Annotated in this window: 19 protein-coding genes and 1 pseudogene; 3 read left to right on the top strand and 17 right to left on the bottom strand. The window is 58.6% G+C overall.

The annotated features are described in order from the left end of the window. Positions 1 to 44: 44 nt before the first annotated feature. From C8C96_RS04775 to C8C96_RS04740, 8 genes are all read right to left on the bottom strand, one after another. Positions 45 to 557 carry a bacteriohemerythrin gene (locus C8C96_RS04775; protein WP_233584157.1) on the bottom strand — a complete coding sequence of 171 codons (513 nt, stop codon included), beginning with the start codon at positions 555 to 557 and terminating at the stop codon, positions 45 to 47. Continuing rightward, a complete protein-coding gene (locus C8C96_RS04770; protein WP_158605747.1) occupies positions 554 to 1,801 on the bottom strand; it encodes a Rieske 2Fe-2S domain-containing protein in 1,248 nt (415 codons plus the stop codon). Before C8C96_RS04770 ends, C8C96_RS04775 begins: the two co-directional genes overlap by 4 nt. Before the next feature lie 69 nt (positions 1,802 to 1,870). Then, positions 1,871 to 2,626 (bottom strand): SDR family NAD(P)-dependent oxidoreductase, encoded by a 756-nt coding sequence (locus tag C8C96_RS04765; protein ID WP_121941612.1) that lies wholly within the window; start codon positions 2,624 to 2,626, stop codon positions 1,871 to 1,873. A gap of 16 nt (positions 2,627 to 2,642) precedes the next feature. Beyond that, positions 2,643 to 3,338, bottom strand: a complete 696-nt coding sequence (locus C8C96_RS04760; RefSeq protein ID WP_121941611.1) for an ABC transporter ATP-binding protein — start codon at positions 3,336 to 3,338, stop codon at positions 2,643 to 2,645. Next, positions 3,331 to 4,122: an ABC transporter ATP-binding protein gene (locus tag C8C96_RS04755; RefSeq protein WP_121941610.1), complete on the bottom strand. Its 792-nt coding sequence runs from the start codon at positions 4,120 to 4,122 to the stop codon at positions 3,331 to 3,333. The genes C8C96_RS04760 and C8C96_RS04755 overlap by 8 nt, the downstream gene beginning before the upstream one ends. Further along, a complete protein-coding gene (locus C8C96_RS04750) occupies positions 4,119 to 5,099 on the bottom strand; it encodes a branched-chain amino acid ABC transporter permease (protein WP_121941609.1) in 981 nt (326 codons plus the stop codon). The genes C8C96_RS04755 and C8C96_RS04750 overlap by 4 nt, the downstream gene beginning before the upstream one ends. Before the next feature lie 2 nt (positions 5,100 to 5,101). Next, positions 5,102 to 5,971, bottom strand: a complete 870-nt coding sequence (locus C8C96_RS04745) for a branched-chain amino acid ABC transporter permease (RefSeq protein ID WP_199737440.1) — start codon at positions 5,969 to 5,971, stop codon at positions 5,102 to 5,104. A gap of 50 nt (positions 5,972 to 6,021) precedes the next feature. Then, positions 6,022 to 7,206: an ABC transporter substrate-binding protein gene (locus C8C96_RS04740; protein ID WP_121941607.1), complete on the bottom strand. Its 1,185-nt coding sequence runs from the start codon at positions 7,204 to 7,206 to the stop codon at positions 6,022 to 6,024. A gap of 227 nt (positions 7,207 to 7,433) precedes the next feature. Between C8C96_RS04740 and C8C96_RS04735 the strand changes: the two genes are divergently transcribed. Both C8C96_RS04735 and C8C96_RS04730 read left to right on the top strand, forming a co-directional pair. Further along, entirely contained in the window at positions 7,434 to 8,060 is a 627-nt protein-coding gene (locus C8C96_RS04735) for a MarR family winged helix-turn-helix transcriptional regulator (protein ID WP_121941606.1), read from the top strand. Next, positions 8,059 to 8,445, top strand: a pseudogene (locus C8C96_RS04730) (DDE-type integrase/transposase/recombinase); the annotation flags it as partial. The gene C8C96_RS04735 and the pseudogene C8C96_RS04730, both read left to right, overlap by 2 nt. Before the next feature lie 20 nt (positions 8,446 to 8,465). Here the strand turns inward: C8C96_RS04730 and C8C96_RS04725 are convergent. Next, on the bottom strand, positions 8,466 to 9,419 hold the full coding sequence (locus tag C8C96_RS04725) for an alpha/beta fold hydrolase (protein ID WP_233584156.1): 954 nt from the start codon (positions 9,417 to 9,419) through the stop codon (positions 8,466 to 8,468). A gap of 224 nt (positions 9,420 to 9,643) precedes the next feature. Between C8C96_RS04725 and C8C96_RS25395 the strand changes: the two genes are divergently transcribed. After that, entirely contained in the window at positions 9,644 to 10,633 is a 990-nt protein-coding gene (locus C8C96_RS25395) for a helix-turn-helix domain-containing protein (protein ID WP_147455645.1), read from the top strand. Between the two features lie 106 nt (positions 10,634 to 10,739). Here C8C96_RS25395 and C8C96_RS04715 read toward each other — a convergent pair whose 3' ends face one another. From C8C96_RS04715 to C8C96_RS04680, 8 genes are all read right to left on the bottom strand, one after another. Then, the gene (locus C8C96_RS04715; protein ID WP_233584154.1) at positions 10,740 to 11,801 is read right to left on the bottom strand and encodes an ABC transporter substrate-binding protein; all 1,062 of its coding nucleotides are present in this window, start codon (positions 11,799 to 11,801) and stop codon (positions 10,740 to 10,742) included. A 527-nt stretch (positions 11,802 to 12,328) separates the two neighbouring features. Continuing rightward, the gene (locus tag C8C96_RS04710) at positions 12,329 to 13,297 is read right to left on the bottom strand and encodes a PDR/VanB family oxidoreductase (protein WP_121941601.1); all 969 of its coding nucleotides are present in this window, start codon (positions 13,295 to 13,297) and stop codon (positions 12,329 to 12,331) included. 187 nt (positions 13,298 to 13,484) lie between these two features. After that, positions 13,485 to 14,474: a tripartite tricarboxylate transporter substrate binding protein gene (locus tag C8C96_RS04705; RefSeq protein ID WP_121941600.1), complete on the bottom strand. Its 990-nt coding sequence runs from the start codon at positions 14,472 to 14,474 to the stop codon at positions 13,485 to 13,487. Between the two features lie 15 nt (positions 14,475 to 14,489). Continuing rightward, on the bottom strand, positions 14,490 to 15,446 hold the full coding sequence (locus C8C96_RS04700) for a nitronate monooxygenase family protein (protein ID WP_121941599.1): 957 nt from the start codon (positions 15,444 to 15,446) through the stop codon (positions 14,490 to 14,492). Further along, complete coding sequence (locus C8C96_RS04695; protein WP_121941598.1) at positions 15,443 to 16,984, bottom strand: class I adenylate-forming enzyme family protein; 1,542 nt, start codon at positions 16,982 to 16,984, stop codon at positions 15,443 to 15,445. Before C8C96_RS04695 ends, C8C96_RS04700 begins: the two co-directional genes overlap by 4 nt. Positions 16,985 to 17,003: 19 nt before the next feature. Further along, positions 17,004 to 18,206 carry an FAD-dependent monooxygenase gene (locus tag C8C96_RS04690; RefSeq protein ID WP_121941597.1) on the bottom strand — a complete coding sequence of 401 codons (1,203 nt, stop codon included), beginning with the start codon at positions 18,204 to 18,206 and terminating at the stop codon, positions 17,004 to 17,006. Positions 18,207 to 18,237: 31 nt separating this feature from the next. Next, positions 18,238 to 18,654, bottom strand: a complete 417-nt coding sequence (locus C8C96_RS04685) for a PaaI family thioesterase (protein ID WP_121941596.1) — start codon at positions 18,652 to 18,654, stop codon at positions 18,238 to 18,240. Further along, complete coding sequence (locus tag C8C96_RS04680) at positions 18,651 to 20,783, bottom strand: 3-hydroxyacyl-CoA dehydrogenase NAD-binding domain-containing protein (RefSeq protein WP_121941595.1); 2,133 nt, start codon at positions 20,781 to 20,783, stop codon at positions 18,651 to 18,653. The genes C8C96_RS04685 and C8C96_RS04680 overlap by 4 nt, the downstream gene beginning before the upstream one ends. Between the last annotated feature and the right edge of the window lie 12 nt (positions 20,784 to 20,795).

The raw sequence follows: 20,795 nt of genomic DNA, 5'->3' as shown, positions 1-20,795 counted from the left end.
AATTCATCTTCCATGGAAGATATTAAGTTAAAAAAATAGAAGACTTAGATCAAGGCCACAACCGGGCTCTTCAGCCTCTGAATCACCACCGGAGAACCGCCAATGCGGCGCTGTTGGAGCCAGCGCGCTAGACCAAGGTCCATCACCTGCGCGTGGCGCGGAAACCATTCTGCAAGTGCTTGCGCGAAGTGCCGCACGACCTCGTGTCGACCTTGTGCCAACGCATCGCGCACTTCGTCGAGCGACTTCAACACGGCAGCATGTTCGTCAACATGGCAGCCCGCCGAGCTGTAAGCGCTGTCGCGCATAGCGTCATCTTCCTCTAAGAAGTGACGACGTGCGTGGCTTTCGAATGCGCTCAGCGCTGCACCTTGCTGGGCATCTGTGGCACGCAGCATCGCGTCCACGCAGTCAACAAATTCTCGGTGCGTGTCGTCCATGCCGCCGTCTCCAACACTGAACTCCTCGTCCCATACGAAGCTGGTCTCGCCATTTCGAAAGCTCATTGATTGGGCTGTGGCAGGAGATTGCGGGGGATTAAATTGCGCTGCGCTCATGACGCACCTTCCGTTTCGGGGTCTTTGCGGCGCGCGATCAAGTCGCGCCAGTCCTCACTCGTCATCAAGCCGTGCCGGCCTTGAACCTGCGACCAGTTCACGCCCCGCGCTATACCCAACGGCGGTTCACCTCTTTCTACCGCATCGGCGCATCCAAGCAGAGTGCGATATAGACGGGAAATGCCGATGTCCGCGGCCGACAGCATTTCGTGTCGGCGGTCTCGCACTGCACCCGCCGACACAGATGCCGCGACGTCTTCCTCGATCAACCCAGGCAAGCCGCTCCAGCTGGTACCCAGCCGCATGGCCTCGCGGTCCTGATGAAAGTTGTTGCGCGGGTTGGGACGGTCGGTCCGACCAAGCGTATCGTCAGTCAGCCCAAAGCCGTCGAGCACCTCGGGCGTAAGACCGATGAACTCAAGGTGGCGGCTGCGCAGAGGTTCACGGTTCAGCTCTTGCGTATCGCTCCAGAATACGTGGATGAAGCTCGTGCGCACATCGTCCAGCGGAACCACGAATGTGGCTATGTCGCCGTTCGGGTTAAGCACGCAGCAAGGCGCGACGAATGCGGCGATGCGCGCCTCGGTGCGAGGACCGTGTTCGTCATCGATATCGCGAAGCGCGGCGTAGTAAAAGCCGAAATCCGTGTCCTGCACCTCTAGGCGGGGCGCGAGGTTGCGCTGCATCGAGTTCACCTTCTGAGCAAAGCCCAGGTCCACCTCGCCAGACTGCTGAAGCCCGTTCATGTGCAAGACGCCGAGGTGCGAGGAGTCGACCAACCCTTCGATCACCTGAACGAAGCTGCATTCCTCCACATGTCGGGTTATGAGTCGCTGCGCATCCGACAGATCCATCCATGGCCAGTGTGGAAACGCCGGCTCACTTTCACGCGGTCCAAGGTAGGCCCAGAGCAAGCCACCGGCTTCGCGCACAGGGAAGGTACGGCCTTTGATGCGGCTTTTGAAGTTGGGGTCGGCGACGTTGGGCGTGTCGATTACCGTCCCATCGACAGAGAATTTCCAGCCGTGGTAGATGCAGCGCAGACCGTCCCCTTCGGCCCTAGCCAGTCGCATCGAAGCGCCCCGGTGTAGACAGGACTGGTGGAACAGACCCGCGCACCCTCTGTTGTCGCGCCAGGCCACGAAGCGCTCGCCCATCAACTCAACACCGTGCGGATCGTCGCCTTCAACGAGATCGGCGGAGTTCATGAAGGGCAGCCAATAGCGGCGCATAGCTTTGCCCATGGTGTCATCGGGGCCAATGCGACACAGGCGCTGGTTAGATTCGTGGCTTAGCATCTACTTGCTCCTAGTTCAGTGATACACCGACCCACCGTCGACGGCCATGATCTGGCCGGAAACAAAAGCCGCATCGCTACTCGCGAGGAACGCCACAGCGCCCACGATGTCGGCGGGCCATCCGTCACGTGGCACTGCGCGCGTTTGTATCGCGGCGTCTCGGTAGGCCGAGAGAAATTCCTTGTTGGCGAGATTGCCTTCGCTCAGCGTATATCCCGGTGAGACGGCGTTCACGGTGATGAAATCCTTTCCCAGTTCGCGGGCAAGCGCGCGCGTCATCGTCATCAATGCGCCTTTGCTGGACACATAGTCGAGCATGAATGGGGCGCCTTTGAAGGCTGTTCCCGACGTGATGTTGACAATACGTCCGTGCTGTTGCTCGCGCATGTGCGGCGCGACAGCGCGCGCGCATAGGAAAGGGCCCATAGCGTTGACATCCTGCATGCGTCGCCATTCGGACACTGTAATTTGCTCGAACGGTCGTAGCTCAATCGTGGCGGCGATAGCCGCGTTGTTCACCAGGATGTCTATGCGACCAAACGTCTGTACGGTTTGCTCGACCATTTTCTGGACCGAGGCTTCATCCGACACATCTGTGTACACGGCCAAGGCGCGCGCGCCACGTGCACGTATCTGCTCAGCGACGGGCTCGGCGTCGGCCACATCGGCCAGCACCACGGCCGCGCCCTCGGATGCCAACCTCTCGGCGATAGAGCGGCCAATACCAGTTTGCGCGCCGGTAACGATAGCCACCTGTCGGTCGAATCTCATGGGTTGGTTCTCCAAGTCAATGCCCAAGGCCCATCAGCCCGGCGAGTTGCGTTTCTTCGCGGGCGAGCGTGGCGGAAGTGCCTTCGTGCACGCAACGTCCTCGGTCCATCACGATGCATCGGTCAGATAGGTCAAGCGCAATGTCCACGCGTTGCTCCACCAGGAGCAATGCGATCGATCCTGACTGCACGATTTTTCGAATGCTGCGGACCAGATGTTCTACGATGATGGGGGCCAGACCCTCGAATGGCTCGTCCATCAACATCGCGCGTGGGTTACCCAGTAGAGCGCGGGCAATTGCCAGCATTTGCTGCTCGCCACCTGATAGTTGGTTGCCGTAGCTGGCTAGGCGCTCGCCCAGTCGAGGAAACAGTTCGATCACCCGCGGCTGCGTCCAGTGACCCGGGCGGGCGGCCACCTGGAGGTGCTCAGCTACTGTGAGGCTGGGAAACACCTCTCGCCCTTGCGGTACATAACCAAGGCCAGTCCTTGCACGCTGGTGCACTGGCAAATCGTTGATTTCTCTCCCGTCAAGCGAGACTACTCCACTGCGGCACTGCGCGCGCCCCATGATGAGTTCCAGTAAGGTGCTCTTGCCCACACCATTGCGACCTATGATGGCCAGGGTCTCGCCGCTGGCTATCCGCAGACTTACGTCTTCGTTCACTAGAGTAGGCCCCCAGCCACCGCTGAGTTTCTGAATCTCAAGCATGGGCTAGTGCTCCATCGAAGCGTTTCTTGCCGGCAGCGCCGAGGTAGACCGATTGCACCTCGGGATGTGACATTACCTCGGCGGGCCTGCCTGACATCAACAGCGCGCCATTTACTAGAACCGATACATCGGTTGCGAAGCGGCGCACCATCTCCATATCGTGCTCGATCATGAGTACGGCAATATCGCGCGGGAGGCTTTCGATGGCGCCGTGCAGTAGATCAAGTTCATTGCTTGGAATGCCGGCGGCCGGCTCATCGAGCAGTAAGACGCGCGGCATGAGTGCCAGGGCCAGTGCGATCTCCACCAGGCGTTGGCGGCCGTACGCGATTTCATTCACCTTGTTATGTCGATCAGCCTCCAGCTTGAGTTGTACTACCAGTTGCTCAGTGCGCTCTAGCAGGTCTTTCTGGCGTCCCGCAGCATGCCAGATGCAAAAGCCGCGACCCGCCGCCTGCGCCACCGCGATGAAGATGTTCTCAAACACGCTGAGTTGCGCGAACAAGCTTGAGATCTGGAACGTGCGCACCAGACCCTTGCGTGTGCGCGCCGCTGCGGAGGCGGACGTCACCTCTTCGCCAAACAGACGCAAGCGGCCCTGGTCGGGTTGGATAACGCCTGTGAGCAGGTTGACCAGAGTAGTCTTGCCTGCACCGTTGGGGCCGATTAGCGCGGTGCGCGCACCCACGAGCAGGGAAAGACTCACATCCTGCGTGACGTGTAGAGCTCCGAAGCGCTTGCTCAACCCGTTGGCCTCCAGGGCAATGGACGGCGTTGCACTCATGTTTTGTCCTTGCGCAGGCAGCGCATCGCCGACTGCAAGATTCCCAATATGCCCCCGCGGCCGAACAGGACCACTACGATCAACAGCAGGCCGATGACCAACATCCAGTAGAAGGGATTCCATTGAGAAGAAAAATGTTTGAGCATCATGTAGACCGGTGCGCCCACCAGTGCGCCGTGCAGCCCGCCAATTCCACCGAGCACTAGCATGACTAGCACGTCGACCGATGTGTCGACGGCCAGCACGCCCAAGCCGACAAACGCATTCGCCTGCGTGAACAGCGCACCGGCCATGCCTGCGACCGTTCCGCTGATCACGTAAGCTAGCGTGAGGTGCGGCAATACGAGATTGCCGATCAAGCGCATACGAGCCGAGTTCTCGCGCACGCCCTGAAGCATGACGCCGAACGGTGATGCCACCACCCGCTTGAGCAGCACGAAGACTACGCACAGCCAGGTCAGCACATAGAGGTATGCAGTGGCGCCACCCAGACCCCATTCAAATATGCCCAAAATTGGCGCGAACTGGATGCCGGCCAGACCATCGTCGCCGCCGGTGATGGTGGTGGCCTTGTGCGCGGCCTCGAACACCAACACACCAAGTGCCAGCGTCACCATCATGAGGGGCAGGCCGGTCAGACGTAGTAGGAACGGTCCGACCACCGCGGCAAGTCCGGCCGAAGCTACCCCGGCAACAATCACTGCGCTCACTGGCTCGGTCCAGCCTGCGAGGGACAACCAGCCTGCCGCATAGGCGCCCAATCCGAAGAACACTGCATGCCCCAGTGAGAGTACGCCTGAGAAGCCGAGTAGCAGATCGAACGACATCACCAACACCACCATGATGAGCACGGTGGTGCCCAGTGCGAGGTACTGCGGCAGTAAAAAGTAGCAGGCCAGTGCGACGGCAAGCCAAAGCAACTCGCCCACACGCCACCGGTGGCGGCTTAGGATGGAGTCTTGGGGAATGGTGGTCATGGTCAGGCAGTCTGGCGGCGCACGAGCAGGCCTTTGGGGCGCCACACCATCAGACCGATCAGCAACAGGTAGATGAAGAAGGCGCCGTATTGAGGGAACAGGTAGCGCCCTGCGGTTTCGACCACGCCCACGAGGATGGCTACGGCCACTGAAGCCGAAACCTGCCCGTGACCGGCTAGCGATACGATCACCAGCATGAGCACCAGGTACTTCATTGGCCACATGGGTTCCATTGGCAGCATCGGTGCGGCGAGGATGCCGCCCAGCGCGGCGAGGCCGCAACCCAGCGCGAAAGTGGCGGAGAAAAGCATCGGAACATTCATGCCCATTGCCTGTGCCATACCCTGATTGTCGACCGCAGCGCGCAAGCGCGCCCCGGTGCTGGTGCGCTCAAACACCCACCACAGCCCACCGATGATCACGATACAGATGCCAGAGGCGACCACGCGGTATAGCTCAAACTCCCGGATGCCCAGGTCGATGTTGCCGCGCAAGTAGGTCGGCAGTTCCATTCGCACGATGTTCGGGCCGAACAGCATGGTCACGACAGCAATCACCACAAAGTTGAAGCCGATTGTCACCAGTACTTGATCAAGGTGGCTGCGTTTGTAGAGACGCACGTACAGCACCCTTTCGGCCAGCACGCCAAAGGCGGCGACGCAGAGCACTGCGGTGGGAACGGCCACTGCGTACGGCCAACCTTGCTGCTGCATCAGACTGATGGCTAGATAGCCCCCGATGGCGGCGAATGCGCCGTGTCCGAGGTTGATCACGTGCATGAGACCCATGGTGATCACCAAACCCAGCGCGATAAGGCAAAGGACGAGACCGTACGAGAGTCCGTACAGAAGAATGAATGCGACAGTAGACACGATGTTCGCAATGATTGAGGCCGAAGACGGAAAGACAGGACGTCAGAACTTCACTTCAGCGGCGTGGGCTTAACCTGCTCCCAGGTTTTCACCACCCGATTGCTCTTCACACCGTCTGCACCCTTCACCACCTCGCGCAGGTAGAAGTTCTGGATAGGCTCGCGCGTCACGGGGTCGACAGTGATGGACCCTCGTGGACTCTTCCAGGTGAAGCCAGGCATCGACTTCATGGCGACTTCGCCGTCGAAGGGCTTGCCCTTCTGATCGTTGAGCATCTTGTAGGCCAAGTGCATGGCATCAAATGCACCGATACTGAACGAGTTCGGCTTAACGGTCGCGCCGGCGTTCTTCTTCAGCCAGTCGGCAAAGGCAACGTTCTCTGCGTTTTTAGCGTTGGCGTCGATGTAGATGATGGAGTTAAAGCCCACGATTGAATCGTCGAACAACGGCAGATCGCTATCTTCGGCCTCTCCTTGGCCAATAATCAAGACCTTCTTCGTCAGGCCGCGTGCCGCCAACGCCTTGCTGAATGCCACTGAAGCTGCACCTGGCGGAATAAAAATCTGCAGTACGTCTGGATTGGCGTTGGCGATGCGTTCCGCAATGGGTGCGAAGTCGGCAGTGTTGAGCGGAATGCGCACATTGCCTACGATCTCCCCGCCTTCGCTCTTGAACTTGTCAATGAACGATTGCTCGACGATGTGGCCTGGAGCGTAGTCGCCCACCGCAACGTAGCCGCGCGACTTTCCTTGTTGGCGAGAATAGGCCGCCGCCAGCTCGGCTGGCTGGTTGATCGCCTGTCCCATGCGAACAAAGAAGGGCGACATCTTCATTAGCGCAGGCGTAGCGGCGTTTACGATAAACAGCGGCGTCTTGGCCGCGTTGGCAACTGGAGCAGAGGCTGCCACCTCCGGGCTTAGGTAGAAGCCTAGGAGCATCGACACTTTGTCTTTCACCACCAACTCTTCGGCCAGGCGCTTGGAAAGCGTTGGGTCAGCTCCCGCGCTGTCACGATAGAGGACCTCGACCTTACGGCCGCCCGCTTGGTGACCGTTGAGCGCCATATAGGCATCAACGCCTTGGCGATATGACTGCCCTGAAACCGCGAAGGGCCCCGTAAAAGGTCCAACGACACCGATCTTGATGATGTCTTGCGCCAGTGCTGCCGGCGCAGTTGCAATCAGTGCGCCGCCGGTGGCGACGGCGCCCAACAGGCGCAAAAGTGTTTTCTTCATAGGGTTTACCTAAAACGTGGGGACAGAGGGCGCTATTAAAGGAGGGGCATGGCATCTAGCAAACTCCCCACTTAATGTCTTCCATGGAAGATATCATCCGACTCGAATCTGCCTCATAGGGAAAACCAGCGCCCATAGCCTGTGAAGTCGTTAAGAGGGTGCAGTCAGTGCAAAGCTAAGATACAGACTTGAACTGAAAAAATCTTCTAAGGAAGGGAAATGGCAAGATGAAACACAGCCCTCGCTCCCAAAGCAAAAGCCGGCTCCACGCTGCCACGGAATCGTCTGAGCAGAAGCCGCAACTGCCTGGTCTGGGCGAGCTCATCACGCTGCAGTGGCAACGCGAGCGTGAGGATTTGGACCTGCAGAACTTTTTGCTGGCGATCTACTTCATGCGCCTTGGCACGCTAGTGGATCGAGCTTACGACCGCTACTGCCAGAAGCATTTCAGCATCAATGGCGGCGACATGCGTCTGATGCTGGCCCTGCGTCGCAGCGGGCCGCCTTACGTGAAGCGCCCTACCGATCTGTTTCGTGCACTTCTCGTGACCTCTGGCGCGATCACGAAGAAGGTTGATCGCCTGGAAGCGGCAGGCTACGTCGGGCGCTCTGTCGACCCGAGCCACAGTGGCGGCTTCCTGGTACACCTCACCAAGAAGGGCTTACACGCGGTGGAGCAAGCTATCGAGCACCTGGCCAACCACTCGGTGCTGGCACCCGCTATGGCGCGATTGAGTCCGGAGATGCGCAAGCAGGGTTCCGAATTCACCCTGCACATGCTTTCTGCGCTGGAGCACGCGGAAATCGATGCAATGGATGGGGAAAAGCCGTCGCCGAAGAGCAGTCTCAAGTAGCCGCATCGACACCAGTTTGGTCCTGGACGCGCTGCTGGTGGCGCTGTAGCGTCGCAGGCCGAAAGTCCCTGTCAAGGTGCACTCGGATCAGGGTCGCCAATTCACTGGCCACGAGTTGCAAGCGTTCTTGCGCGAACATAGTCTGATCAGCAGCATGAACCGGAGAGGCAACGACCGCGGTAGTGCCGTTGCAGAGAGCCTCTTCCAACTGCTCAAGCGCGAGCGCGTGCACTGCCGGATCTACCACACGCGTAGTAGGGCACGCGCCGAAATTTTCAACGACATCGCAATGTTCTGTAGCCCTAAGCGGCGCCACGGCACTTCCGGCAGTACCTCGCCGGTTGATTTCGGACGACGCCTCTTTCTACGGATCAAGATTGACTAGAGAATCCCGTGCGATTTCACCTATGACATTGCGATCGTCGCCAGCAGTCGTGCCAACGCTTCGGGTTGGGATAGAAATGGGGAATGGCTGGTATTCATCGAATGCACGATCGTCTTGTGTTGCGGAAACTCCGCGTCAGCAGTGTCGATCATTTTCTGCGCTAAAGCCGGGACTACTGCCCGGTCTTGAAGGCATTTAATGTAATGGCGCGGCACGGCCCCCCACTTTGAAGCGCTCCGGGTGATAGGTGTAACTGCAGGCGCTACCGGCTCATCGGGTGTTAGCAAATTCCCCATTGCAACGGAAACGTCTTCAGCGACGTCGGCGTAAAAGGCCGATTTCAGCTTAGCTTGATAGACTGGATCGGGACTATCTGGATCAATGCGGTTTGCGCCCGTGGCTACGGCATCGCCGATCATGAGACCAGGCACCTCATTCAAGGCTCCTTCTGGCGCAAGAGACGTCTCCAAGAGTGTCTTTCCATTGAAAGGCAGAAAGGCGGTAAGGTAAACCAGCTTTGAAAGCTTACCGCTGGCGATCTCGCCAACTTGGGTGATGGTGGCTCCTCCAAGGCTATGCCCGACAAGCACCACCTTTTCATTACCGAGACCACGCATCCTGTCGATAGCCTCGACTACGTGATTTGCGTAGTCATTCAGCGTAACGTTGGCAACGGGGGAGGGCTCCATAGCGAAAGCGGGTGCATTGAAGGGGCGTTGCCTCCAACTTCTCGGCAGTCGCGCTCGCAGGCCATGGCCAGGAAGGTCTACAGCCACCGCCGCATGGCCAAGCTGGGCTAGAAACGCTATCACCTCGGTATATGTGCTGCTGTTGTGCCACGCACCATGCACCAGCACAAAAGCGGGCTTGCTGGTGTTTTCGGCCTGGCTGCCTCCGCAGGCGGCAACACCGGCTCCGAGTAGACCAGAGGAAAGATACTTCATTGCGCCGCGGCGCGACTCACTGACTTGCATACGTTGTCTCACTCAAAAGTTGTGTTTCGACAAGTGTGTAGTCAAGCACTCCAACGCGCGGTCGTAGAGGGAAATTTTTGTCTGACAGCGCAAAAAATGGACTTCCTGTGTTGGCTGAGCCTTTTGCGATGCTGGTTGCACTGCCAATCCGCGTGTAAACCCTATGAAATGTCAAAGATCTGCTGGCTAAGCTCACGTTGCATAACAAGCAGGAGATCAGTGCAATGGAGTGGTCCCTTGGTCAGCGGGGGTGGAGTTCACTGCGCGAGCGTGCAGTACTCGATCACTGCTTCGTCAAGATGCAACTAGAGTGGGCTCACTCAGGGCGAGAGCGCATGTGGGTTAGACACCGCGATGTTGGCGCACTGAAGGTAAACAATGTGAGAGGAGATTCTGTTCGCTTGTATCGCACGCGACGATTCGCGGAGCTCGATAACTGCTCTGTTGTGTTCCTGAATTTGGTACTTGCTGGGAGTGGTCGAATCGAGCAGGCTGGCAGATCTCACCGTGCCGAGGCCGGCGAGTTAATGCTCTTCGATGGCATGCAGCCGTTCGTAGTTGAAGGTTGTGGCCCGGATGCCCACATGCTTGTAGTCCGAATCCCGTATGAGGAGTTCGGGCGTGGGATAACTCAACTGCGCGAACAATGTGCGGTGCATGTTGGTACCAAGTCTCCCTGGATACATGAATGTATCGCGGGAGTACTCGCGCCGCTCTGCAAATGGCACGGCGAGGTCGATGGGACAACCGGTGAGGCGGTCGCGCAAGCCGTTGTGGCGCTGCTCAGTGCGGTGTCTCATGCAGTCCCGGAACCTTGTGCTAGCCAAGAGGGCGATGCCCGACGGCTGCGCCGGTTCATCCAAGATAACTACTCCAACGTCAACTTAACGCCTAGCGATATCTCTTCAGCGCTCGGTCTCCCTCTTCGCCGCCTGCACCTTCTGTGTGCGGCAAAGGAAACCAGCTGTATGGAGATGATTTATGCTCAAAGGCTTGAGCGGGCGCGAGCGGTCTTGCTGACGCAATCGACCTCGAGGAGGTCGATGCTCGAAGTTGCCCACGCTTGCGGGTTCTCGTCGGCTGCTCACTTCAGTCGCAGATTCGCACGACACTTCGGCTACAGCCCCAACGCATTGAAAATCTTAAAACACCAACGGATGAACTCCGGCATCGAAAGCGTAGAGTCCGGTGTACTGGGCGGCGGCATCCGATAAGCGCGTGCTCGCGAGCCAGCAGTGAAGCACGTTGTTGATTTCCACGCAGAAGTGATCCACTAACCCCCAACGGGTTACCTCCGCGTGGAAGTAGACAATCTGGTTCTCATTGCCGGATCTTTCCTGCAGCACTAACAATCGACAGTTCCACAAACCGCGATCCCATGCGCAGCCCCTGCCGGTACCCCACCGTGTATCCGCCCAGATCTACGTTGTCGATGTTCTCCAGTGCGGCGGCCAAGCCTTCGCGATTGAGCTTGGTTCCCGCACGGCGGACCACCTCGGCGATCACTTTCGCAGTGATGAAGCCTTCCATCATGGCGTAGCTCACAGGCACATCAGGTTCGCCACTTTTGGCATGTACCTCTCGAAACTCTTTGCTCAGTTTGCTCGAAACTCGATAGGGGTTTGGCGTAACCTGCGCGATCGAGATGCCTTGCATGTGTTCGTCTCCCAGTCGCTTGGACATTTGCTCCAGATCCACATCTGAGGAGGCGAAGAGACGAGCAGTCCCCCCTTCCAGTCTGTATTTCTCGACAAATGCAGCGGCGGCCGCGCCGCTGGCGGCCATGATGATGGCCTGGGGCTTCGTCGCAAGAAACGTTCGATTGGCGGCCTCTATACGCAAAGTGTCAGCTTCGTAGGAGGCTTTGGCGACGAGCTTTCCACCATGCTTCTTGATGGTTTCATCAGCCCTTGCGAGCAACGCTGACGCATAAGCACTTTCCTCATAGAAAAATCCAAGCTGGGTGACGCCTACTGTTGCCAGGTGCTCTGTGATTTTTCCAATCTCTTCGCGCAAGTCAGCGCGAACGTTGTATAGCTGGGGGATGTCCGGCTGGAATGCTCCACTACGATAGCCAATCAGCGCAATTTTCTCCCTGGCAAGGATGCCTGATTTCTGCAACGCTGCGAGGTTGCTGCTACCCATGTATCCCGCAAGCAGTACGGGGCGTTGCTCGGAGAGAAGCTGCTCAGTCGCAGCCAGGGTTTGATCGACTGTGCCGGCATCGTCTTTGCGTGCCAACACCAGAGTGTTACCGTTGATCCCGCCGGTCTTGTTGACGTGGTTAAAGTACATCTGCATTCCTGCAGAGTACCCACGAGCATCACCGGCTCGAAGACCCGACAGCGGAGCCACCTGACCGACCACGACAGGCGCAGCCATTGCGGCTCCAAAAAATGCTGCGCTGGCCAACGCACCAAATGCGATACCCCAAAATCGGTGGACCGTAGCCCTCCCAAAAACTGCTCTATGCATATATCTCTCTCTTGATTATTGCTGCAGCGTCAAGCCTCGTAGTCGGCGCATTCTCAAGGTAACTAGCCGCATTTTTGAATGAGGGAAATCCACATCCATCGAGCCAGAGTTCACCTCGACTCCGACTCACCTCAAGTTAGTGCAGCATCCACTCCGGTTAGCTGCGGATCGCCCCTGAGCGTATGGTTTGGAATGAGCAGCCCAACCATTCACTGTCACTGCGCATTGAGCAGTGCCAGCGCCTTGCGCTTGCCCATTTTTGAGTACTTCAGCCATGCGCTCCAACTGCGCTGCCCGTGGGTGTACGTGGCCCGACTCCAACTTGTAAAAAGACAGCGATGAAGCACCCAGCAGCAGGGCCAACTTGTCGGGAAGGCTAAGCAGCTTCCCGGGACCATCGTGCCTGCGCCCGTTGGTTCGCTTTGAATCAGCCGTTAGAGATCCAGGACCAGCCTAGGCGACTTGGAGCGTGAGCAACATGGCAGAAACTGGTCGTTCTTGGCGTGCTCCTCTTTCGTCAGGAACATGTCTCTATGATCGGGCTCTCCCTCAAGCACTCGAGTCAAGCAAGTGCCACACACACCTTGCTCGCAAGAAACTAGAACGGGGACACCGGCATCCTCGAGCGCGTGAACCACCGTCTGCTCCTTCGAGACAAGCACAATGCGACCCGAACTCGCGAGCTGCACCTCGAAGCTGCCGTCCGACTCCGACTTCTCCGGCGCAGCACCGAAGAACTCGTAGTGCAGTTGATCTTCTGACCAGCCGTGCTCGCGCGCATTGCTCAACACAGCATCCATAAAACCCTTGGGGCCACAGACGTATAACTGCACTCCTGCAGCCGGACTTTTCAGAGTCGACTCAAGCTTCAACTTCTGTTCGTCTGGTCCATCATCGAAATGGAAATGTACTTTCGGCGCAAAGCTTGAGGAACCGATGCGCGGCAAAAATGCGGTCCGCTCTCGTGAGCGAGCGCAGTAATGCATTTCGAAAGACTCACCGATGGCGGCAAGCCGCTCGGCCATGCACAGAATTGGCGTGATACCAATGCCGCCTGCGAATAGGATGGAGTGATTGGCCGCATGAGCCAGTGCGAAGTGGTTCCTAGGCGGGCTAATCGTGAGCACGTCACCTTCATTTACTTCTTCGTGAAGTGCGCGCGAACCGCCCCGGCTTTTCTGGTCTTTCAGAACGCCAATCACATACCGGTGCGTCTCGCCAGATTCATTGCACAGCGAATACTGTCGAGTGATACTCCCAGGCAATTCCACGTCGATGTGTGAACCCGCAGAGAAGGCAGGCAAATGCAGGCCATCGGCACTCACGAGCTCGAACGTGCAAATATCGATCGCTTCAATGGTCTTGCGTTGGACGCGCACCTTCAAACTTGCAGCTGCTTTCACAATAATCTCCCAAACTAAGATAAAGGCTGTGGCGGACAGCTAGATCTACCAACACAAAACTGCTGTTGCAGGCGCTGCCTAGTCGGTCCGCTTCCATTGGCCGGCGCCGATCAGCAAGTCCGATTGCCGTAGTCCATACGCATCAAGGGGTTCAACTCAAAGAAGTTTGCTTCCGCTGCGAACGGCGTCATTGCTCAACCTTTACGTTGCCAGCGCGGATCAGCTCTCGGTAGTGCTCATAGTCATTCTTGACCGCACTCGAGAATTCAGTAGCCGAGCCGCCACCTGGTAGTGAGCCGATATCTTTCAATCTCGCTTGTACCGACGGTGTGCGAAGGGCTTCGTTAACGTCCTGGTTCATTTTCTCCACGATGTGTTTGGGGGTTGCCGAAGGCAAAAAGAGACCGATCCAGTTCAACCTCTCGAAACCCTTCAGTCCGCCCTCGGCGAGCGTCGGCACGTGAGGCAACGACTCCGCGCGCTTCGAGCCCGTCACTCCAAGAGCAACTGCTTTTCCAGATTCCAGAACTTGGCGAGCGGTCGTGTACGGCAGCAAACCGAATTGCACTTCGCTGCTCATCAACGCCTGCGCAACGGGTGCCGTGCCTTGATAGGGGACGTGGATTAGCGAAAGACCAGCGCTTCTCTCTAGAGCAATCAGCAGCAAATGAGCAGTGGAGCCATTGCCGAATGAGCCGAACGCGAACCTTCCAGGTTCCGCTTTGACGACCTCCGTGAAACTCTTCACGTCGCGAGCCTTAGTGGAGGTTGAGGCGACAAGAAAAAGCGAGTCAAAAGCCAAAGGCACGACGGGTGTGAGATCCTTAAAGGTGTCAAAGGGCAGCTTACTGCGCAAGCTTGGGTTCTGCACAAGCAGCGCAATGTTCACCAGAACCGTGTGGCCGTCGGGCTTTGCGCGAACCACTTCACCGGTCGCAATAATTGAACTACCGCCAACCTTGTTGTCGATGACCACAGGCTGCTTCCACATCTCAGATAGACGCTGCCCAACCAATCGGGCAACGGTGTCCGGTCCACCGCCAGCGGCGAAAGGAACGACGAAACGCACCGGGCCGGTCGGATAGTTAGTGTCGGCGGCGGCCGGTGCATTGATGAGAGCGCTCGCCAATGTGGCGAGAAGTCCATAAACAAGACTGCTACAAAATTGACTTTTCATTTGAGTGTCTCCGAGTTACAGAACTGGACCGACGCTGGATGAGGCGGCGACGTATTCACGAATCATTTGTTCCACAAGTTGACGAGTGGATTGCCGCGGACCTGCAGATGCGATTCCGTGTCCTGCCGACCACGCCGCGCTGTCCGACCAGCTGCCTACGTTCAGAGACGGAGCGTTTGCCGGGTCGAGGCCCAGCCGCTTGAGAGAAGCCGTCATCAGATTTGCAGGAATGCCACTTGCGGCCTTGCTCAGCACCAAATCGTCCAGCGATCCATTGGCTACCGCGTCCTTGTACTCGTTAGCTGCAGCGCTCTCGTCTGTTGCGATGAAGGGGGTTCCGATGTAGGCAAGATCGGCACCAAGGAGTTGTAGTGAATAAGCCTGTGCTCCGTCAGTGATGGCACCGGCCACCGCGACAACGCCGGTGTAGAACTTTCGTACTTCTTTGACGAAGGCGATCGGATTGATCCATCCGGTATTGCCGCCAGCGCCCGCGCACACAAGCACCAATCCATCCACGCCCGCGGCAGCAGCCTTGCGAGCATGCTCGATCGAGATCACATCGCACCAAACGCGGCCACCGTACGCCCGCACTGCATCCATGACAGGGCGAGGCGACCCGACGCTTGTGACTACAAGGGGGCAACGGTGCGAAGCTACGATGGTCAAATCGTCTGCGAACCGCGGGTTGCTGGCATGCGCGACGAGGTTGATGCCCCAGGGCGCGAATTGGCCCGGACCGAACGCACGGATGGCAACGGCCATGTCATGTAGAGCCGAATCAAACTCAGCCGAGGACGCCAAGTTGTGTGCGGGAAGCACTGCAACAGCACCTGCCGCGCCCGCCTCCAGAACCAGGCGTGCCGTAGTCACCATGTACATCGGCGCGACCACGATCGGCGCGCGCAACCCGGCCCACCATTCGTCACGGCTGCCATCAATGCGCATAGAGTGCAGCATGCTCTTGCTCACACCAGCGGTTCTGCAAGACTGTCACGCAGTTTGCGCTTCAGAATTTTCCCGGCTGAGTTACGCGGAAGCACATCACGAAGGATGATCTGCTTAGGAGTTTTCACTCCGCCCAGTTTGTCGCGGCAAAAGGAGCGCAACACCTCCGGCTCAAGTGACTGACCAGGCCTTACCACGACGACGGCACATACCGCTTCGCCCCACTTCGGATCGGGCACGCCTACTACAGCGGCCTCCAACACGGCGGGGTGCTCGAACAACACCGCCTCCACTTCGGCCGAGTAGACATTGAAGCCGCCGGAGATGATCATGTCTTTCTTGCGGTCAACAATAAAGAGGAAGCCTTCCTCGTCGAGCCTCCCGATGTCACCTGTATGGTGCCAGCCATGGGTGCGCATTGCTTCCGTGGCCGCCGGATCCCCAATGAAGCACTGCATACCTCCCAGCGAGCGCGTCACGATCTCACCGACCTCGCCTGAAGATAGTTGTCGTCCCTCCTCGTCCATGATCGAGACCTCGCCCTGAGCTGTGGCCCGACCAGCACTGGCGAGGAGGTGCTCATCACCCCCTGCAATTCGCTCATGGTCCTCCCGGGTCAGTGATGTGACCGGGTAGATCAGCTCAGATTGGGAGTACACATTCATTAGGATGGGCCCAAAGACTCGCATCGCCTGTTGCAAGCGAACTGGCGAAATTGCCGAGCCGGCGTATATCAGCACCTGCAACGAGGACAGCTTGCGCGGCTTTCTTAACTGCTCATCGAGCATTCCGTAGACCAGCGTCGGCGGTGCGAACAGCAAGGTTGCCGACTCGCGCTCAATGGCATCTAGAATGTCGCTGGGATGTGTTGAATCGAGCAGAACCTGGGTGCAACCCATTCCCGTAGTCGCATATACAACGCCCCCCGCGACGTGCGTGATAGGCCCTACCACCAGTTGCTTACCGCCTGACGTTATCTTGAGCAGTTCGCGGTAGCCACGCGCCATGGTCGACATGCCAAGGTGGCTGTGCACTACCCCCTTCGGCTCGCCAGTGGTTCCACTGGTCGGGAAGATGGCCGCAGCATCGCTGCCATTTGTGAACTGTTCGGGAAAGCGCTCTTCAGTAGCAAGATCGCGCCAAGCATCGAAAGCGGGTCCGCAATCCGGCTGGGAGTCGAGTGGCACCACACAGCGCAGCCCTGGCACTTCGCGTGCGAGAAGGTCCCGTTCGATCAGACCGGTTTGGACGAACAGGGCCTTGCAATTGAAGCGACGCAGCAGCACCAGGTTTTCGGCAACACTATTGCGTGCGTTCAGCGGAACGAAAAGCGCCTTGCATCGCAGCGCCCCGTAGATTGCTTGCAGCATGCGGAGGTCATTGCGCGACCACACTGCGATCGCTTCGCCCGGCTGCACGCCTTCGCGACGCAGCCCATGTGCAACCTTATGCGTAGCCGCCACGAATTCGGAGTAGGTGAGCGCTTTTTCACCCTGCACGGAGTGCAGTCGCTCGCCATCGGCTCGAGCAAAGGCATCCAGTTCAACAACAAGGCTCTGCATACTTATATTCCTGGAGTGATCAGAGTGCGATACGTTCGGCGTCGTACGAATACAACCAGTCGTATCGCTGGCTGACGTTTTCTTCGCTCCACTCTCGATTGACGAATGCGCGAGCCTTGGTGGGATCGAGCATCTCGTCGTTGTGGAATCTCTTGCCGTTTTCCTCGGCCTTGCTCACGATCTTGTTCGCGCGTTCAATTCGCGCCCCGTCGTAGGCCTGCAGTGCAGCACCGATGTCCGACTTCTCGTCGAGGGCCCGTGCCAGCACGTACCCGTCTTCGATGGACATCGCAGCACCTTGTGCCAGGAATGGCAGGGTGGGATGGCAAGCGTCGCCCAGCAACGTGATACGCCCCGTGCTCCAACGCTGAAGCGGTTTGCGCCCTCGCAGGGACCATTTGAAAGGGGTTTCGATCTGGTCGATAAGGGCGTGCACGTGAGAATGCCATTTGGAAAAGTCTTCGTGCAGTTCCTCATGCGAGCCTTGCTGCGACCAGGACTCCGACGTCCACTCAGCCTTCTCGACGACCCCGACGAAGTTGAGGAGCTCGTTCCGACGTATCGGGTAGGTCACGATGTGTGCCCCTGGTCCCACCCAAAGGACGCTAGTAGCCTGCTGCAGTTTCGCGGGCAGCTGGTCCATCCTCATCACGCCGCGCCAGGCCATGTTGCCGGAATACACAGGCTCGCCATCGCCGAATATCTGACTGCGGATGACCGAATGCACGCCATCGGCGCCCACGACGAGGTCGCCTGATGCGGACGTGCCGTCTTCGAATTCCAGTTGCGCCACATCAGCGTCGTGGCTGACGTTCTTGATCCTCTTGCCCAAATTGATCGTTCCTGGGCTGGCAGCCTCGACTGCCGATGCCAGGATGTTCATAAGGTCCGGCCGATAGACAGTGAAGTACGGCGCACCGAATTTGTGTTCCGAGACTGTTCCCAGATCGAAGTAATCCCAGCTTTCACCGCTATCCCACAGCCGCAGCTGTTTGCCGCTTGGGCGTGAAACGACAGCCTCCAGCTGAGTGCGTAGGCCGAGCGCGAACAGCACTCGGTTCGTATTAGCGCTCAACTGCAAGCCGGCACCAACCTCGCCTAGCTGCTTGGCTTGTTCGTAGACCTGGACGGGAAAGCCTCGCTTCAGCAGCGACAGTGCGGCCGTCAATCCGCCGATGCCTCCGCCGGCGACGAGGATCTTGGGTTTCGTGGTGCTTGTCATACCTTGTCTCCAACTTGATGTGCTCGACCGGTCAAGCCGGCCAAGCGAACGTTCCGATTGCGGTTGCGGCCAACTGGCCCGAATCAGCTCCGACGATCTGCACCTTGGCAAAGCTCAAGGTTCGGCCTGAACGTACTACCTCCGCATGAGCAACCAAGCTCTCGTTGCCAAGGCCGCGCATGTAGGTCACGTGCAGATCGACTGTGGCAACCGGACGTCTGCCGCGGCCATCGCACCATAGGGCAAAGCACATGGCCGAATCAGCGAGCGCGGCGATCGCCTGGCCAGAAAAAAAACCGCCTTCGCGGCAGGCTGCCTCACTCGATGGCATCTTCAGGCTCGCTGCGTTCTCCCCCAATTTGTCGACGGTGATCGACAAGGAACGCACGCAACCGGGCATCACCTCGCGCAGAACCTCGTCTGCGTTGTCCATGGTCAGGGAGCTCACGCTGTCTCTCCGATCGAATGAAACTTCGATCCTGATTTCGCCCGATCGCGCAGCGACGCTGGCGCCTCGAATCGCTTCCCGAAGCGGGCGGCCAAGGCTTCGCACTCCTCAACGAATTGCGCTAATCCCACGTCGTCGATATGACCCAGCACGCCACCGCGCCAGATTGGATAGCTCCAGCCAAGCACTGCGGCCGCGTCGAGCTCCAACGGGTCACTGGCGACGCCTTCGTCGATGGCATGCACCGTCTCCAACGATTGGATATGTAACAACCGCTTTGCGACCTCGCTGACTGCGGGCTGAATTTCCGCCGGCGGAAACAGTTTGGACAGCCCCTCCCAGATCACCTTTCCTTCAGGGGAGTAGTCGTACACCCCACCCGCGCCTTTACGGCCGACACGCCCGGCGGCTACCAGGCGCTCGGCAGCCTCGAGGGCACCCTGAGAGTCCGAAGCCGTTCCCCGACCGTCGCGCGCAAGGCTGCCCAAGATGTCTGTGAGCAGATCGTAGGACGTCAGGTCCCCCATGGTCAGAGGCCCGATGGGGAACCCCGCGATCACTGCTGCGTTGTCGACGATAGCGGGTGAGATGCCCTCTTTCAACATATGCAGCGCTTCACGGGTGTACGCTGCAACGACCCGAGAGGTATAGAAACCCGGCCCATCGTTCACGACAACTGCCGTCTTGCGCAGCAACTTGAGCAGGTCGAGCGCGCGGCTCATGGTCGCGGCAGACGTATCGTGACCCATGATCACTTCCACGAGTGCCATCCGGTCGACCGGCGCAAAAAAGTGCAGGCCGATCAGGTTCTTTGGCTGAGCGACGCCCTTGGCCAGGTTCGTGATCGAAAGTGTGGACGTGTTCGTTGCAAGCAACACATCGGGGCCGGCGGCGGCAATGACTCGAGCGAACACGTCGGTCTTTGCTTCGGGAACCTCGATCACCGCCTCGACGACGACTTCGCAGCCTCTGAGCATGCCGTAGTCCGCGCCGGCCTCGAGCCGCGAAAGAATAGCCTCGCGCTCCTGTGCGGTCATCAATTTGCGTTCGACAGAACCGTCGAGCGTCTTGGCGATACGCTCGAGGCCACGCGTTGCTGTTTCCTGGTCCCTATCGAGCAACACCGTTTGCAGGCCAGCGCGCGCGCAGACCAGGGCGATACCGCCGCCCATGAGGCCTGCGCCGATCACCCCCACTCGACGCGGTTCGAATGGAGGCGTCACCGCATCTCTGCGCTTTTGTTTCCGAGCGGCGTTGCCAGCGATGAATTGAGTACGAATGCGGTTCTTGGCCGCAGGGGAGATCACAGCCTGGGCGAAGTAACGCTTCTCGATCACCAACCCGGCGTCGATGTCGCGCTCGAGCCCTTGACCCAGCACCTGGAGCAGTGCTCCCGGCGCATAGTCGCCAGGAGGTGTCTTGCGGCGCAGTTGCGGCCAGGCATTGAAGAAGAACGCGCGGCCTTTGAGCGACTGCGGTTCGAAGTCCGGATACTCGAAACCTTTCCGATCCCAAGGCTGCTGTGCATCCGGCCCGGAAAGCACCCAAGCGCGTGCAGCATCAATCAGCTTGTCCGCCTGCACAATCTCGTCAATGAGCTTGAGCTTGAGTGCCTCCTGCACACCGATCGGCTTGCCTTCCAACAGGAGTTTGGACGCTGGAGCAATCCCAATCAGGCGCGGCAACCGCTGTGTGCCGCCGGCACCAGGGATCAGGCCCAAGGTGACTTCGGGTTGGCCAAGCTTCAGACGCGGATCGTCAGCTGCCACACGGCGGTGGCAGGCCATCGCCAGTTCGAGGCCGCCACCAAGCGCAGAGCCATTGAGCACTGCCACAAAAGGCTTTCCCGAGCGCTCCATACGCCGCAGGCAGGAACTTATGGCATCCACCTTTGCATTTGCTTCCTCAACGGTGCGCGCGGCGTAGAGTTCAAGTAGGTCACCTCCGGCCACGAAATCACGCTTGGCTGAGCGCACCAGCACCCCCTTTACGGATTCGTCGGCGATTGCCTCATCGACAGCCGCAGCAAAGGCTGTGATCGCCACGTCGCTCTTCACGTTGACGGGGCTGTCCGGGTTGTTCCAGACGATGTGGGCTACGCCGTCGGCGTCTTTCTCGTAGTTGATCATTTTCGATATTCC

It is taken from the genome of Acidovorax sp. 100, from assembly GCF_003688355.1.
GTDB lineage: Bacteria > Pseudomonadota > Gammaproteobacteria > Burkholderiales > Burkholderiaceae_C > Acidovorax > Acidovorax delafieldii.
Note: the sequence above shows the minus strand (reverse complement) of the source record. Positions and strands in the feature narration are given on the sequence as shown.

Coding starts and splice junctions, on each gene's coding strand:
- C8C96_RS04735 (WP_121941606.1), top strand. CDS start 7,434: ATGAAACACAGCCCTCGCTCCCAAAGCAAAAGCCGGCTCCACGCTGCC.
- C8C96_RS04715 (WP_233584154.1), bottom strand. CDS start 11,801: ATGGCTGCGCCTGTCGTGGTCGGTCAGGTGGCTCCGCTGTCGGGTCTT.
- C8C96_RS04680 (WP_121941595.1), bottom strand. CDS start 20,783: ATGATCAACTACGAGAAAGACGCCGACGGCGTAGCCCACATCGTCTGG.
- C8C96_RS25395 (WP_147455645.1), top strand. CDS start 9,644: ATGGAGTGGTCCCTTGGTCAGCGGGGGTGGAGTTCACTGCGCGAGCGT.
- C8C96_RS04770 (WP_158605747.1), bottom strand. CDS start 1,801: ATGGGCAAAGCTATGCGCCGCTATTGGCTGCCCTTCATGAACTCCGCC.
- C8C96_RS04750 (WP_121941609.1), bottom strand. CDS start 5,099: ATGACCACCATTCCCCAAGACTCCATCCTAAGCCGCCACCGGTGGCGT.
- C8C96_RS04755 (WP_121941610.1), bottom strand. CDS start 4,122: ATGAGTGCAACGCCGTCCATTGCCCTGGAGGCCAACGGGTTGAGCAAG.
- C8C96_RS04765 (WP_121941612.1), bottom strand. CDS start 2,626: ATGAGATTCGACCGACAGGTGGCTATCGTTACCGGCGCGCAAACTGGT.
- C8C96_RS04705 (WP_121941600.1), bottom strand. CDS start 14,474: ATGAAAAGTCAATTTTGTAGCAGTCTTGTTTATGGACTTCTCGCCACA.
- C8C96_RS04775 (WP_233584157.1), bottom strand. CDS start 557: ATGAGCGCAGCGCAATTTAATCCCCCGCAATCTCCTGCCACAGCCCAA.
- C8C96_RS04690 (WP_121941597.1), bottom strand. CDS start 18,206: ATGACAAGCACCACGAAACCCAAGATCCTCGTCGCCGGCGGAGGCATC.
- C8C96_RS04725 (WP_233584156.1), bottom strand. CDS start 9,419: ATGCAAGTCAGTGAGTCGCGCCGCGGCGCAATGAAGTATCTTTCCTCT.
- C8C96_RS04740 (WP_121941607.1), bottom strand. CDS start 7,206: ATGAAGAAAACACTTTTGCGCCTGTTGGGCGCCGTCGCCACCGGCGGC.
- C8C96_RS04695 (WP_121941598.1), bottom strand. CDS start 16,984: ATGCAGAGCCTTGTTGTTGAACTGGATGCCTTTGCTCGAGCCGATGGC.
- C8C96_RS04760 (WP_121941611.1), bottom strand. CDS start 3,338: ATGCTTGAGATTCAGAAACTCAGCGGTGGCTGGGGGCCTACTCTAGTG.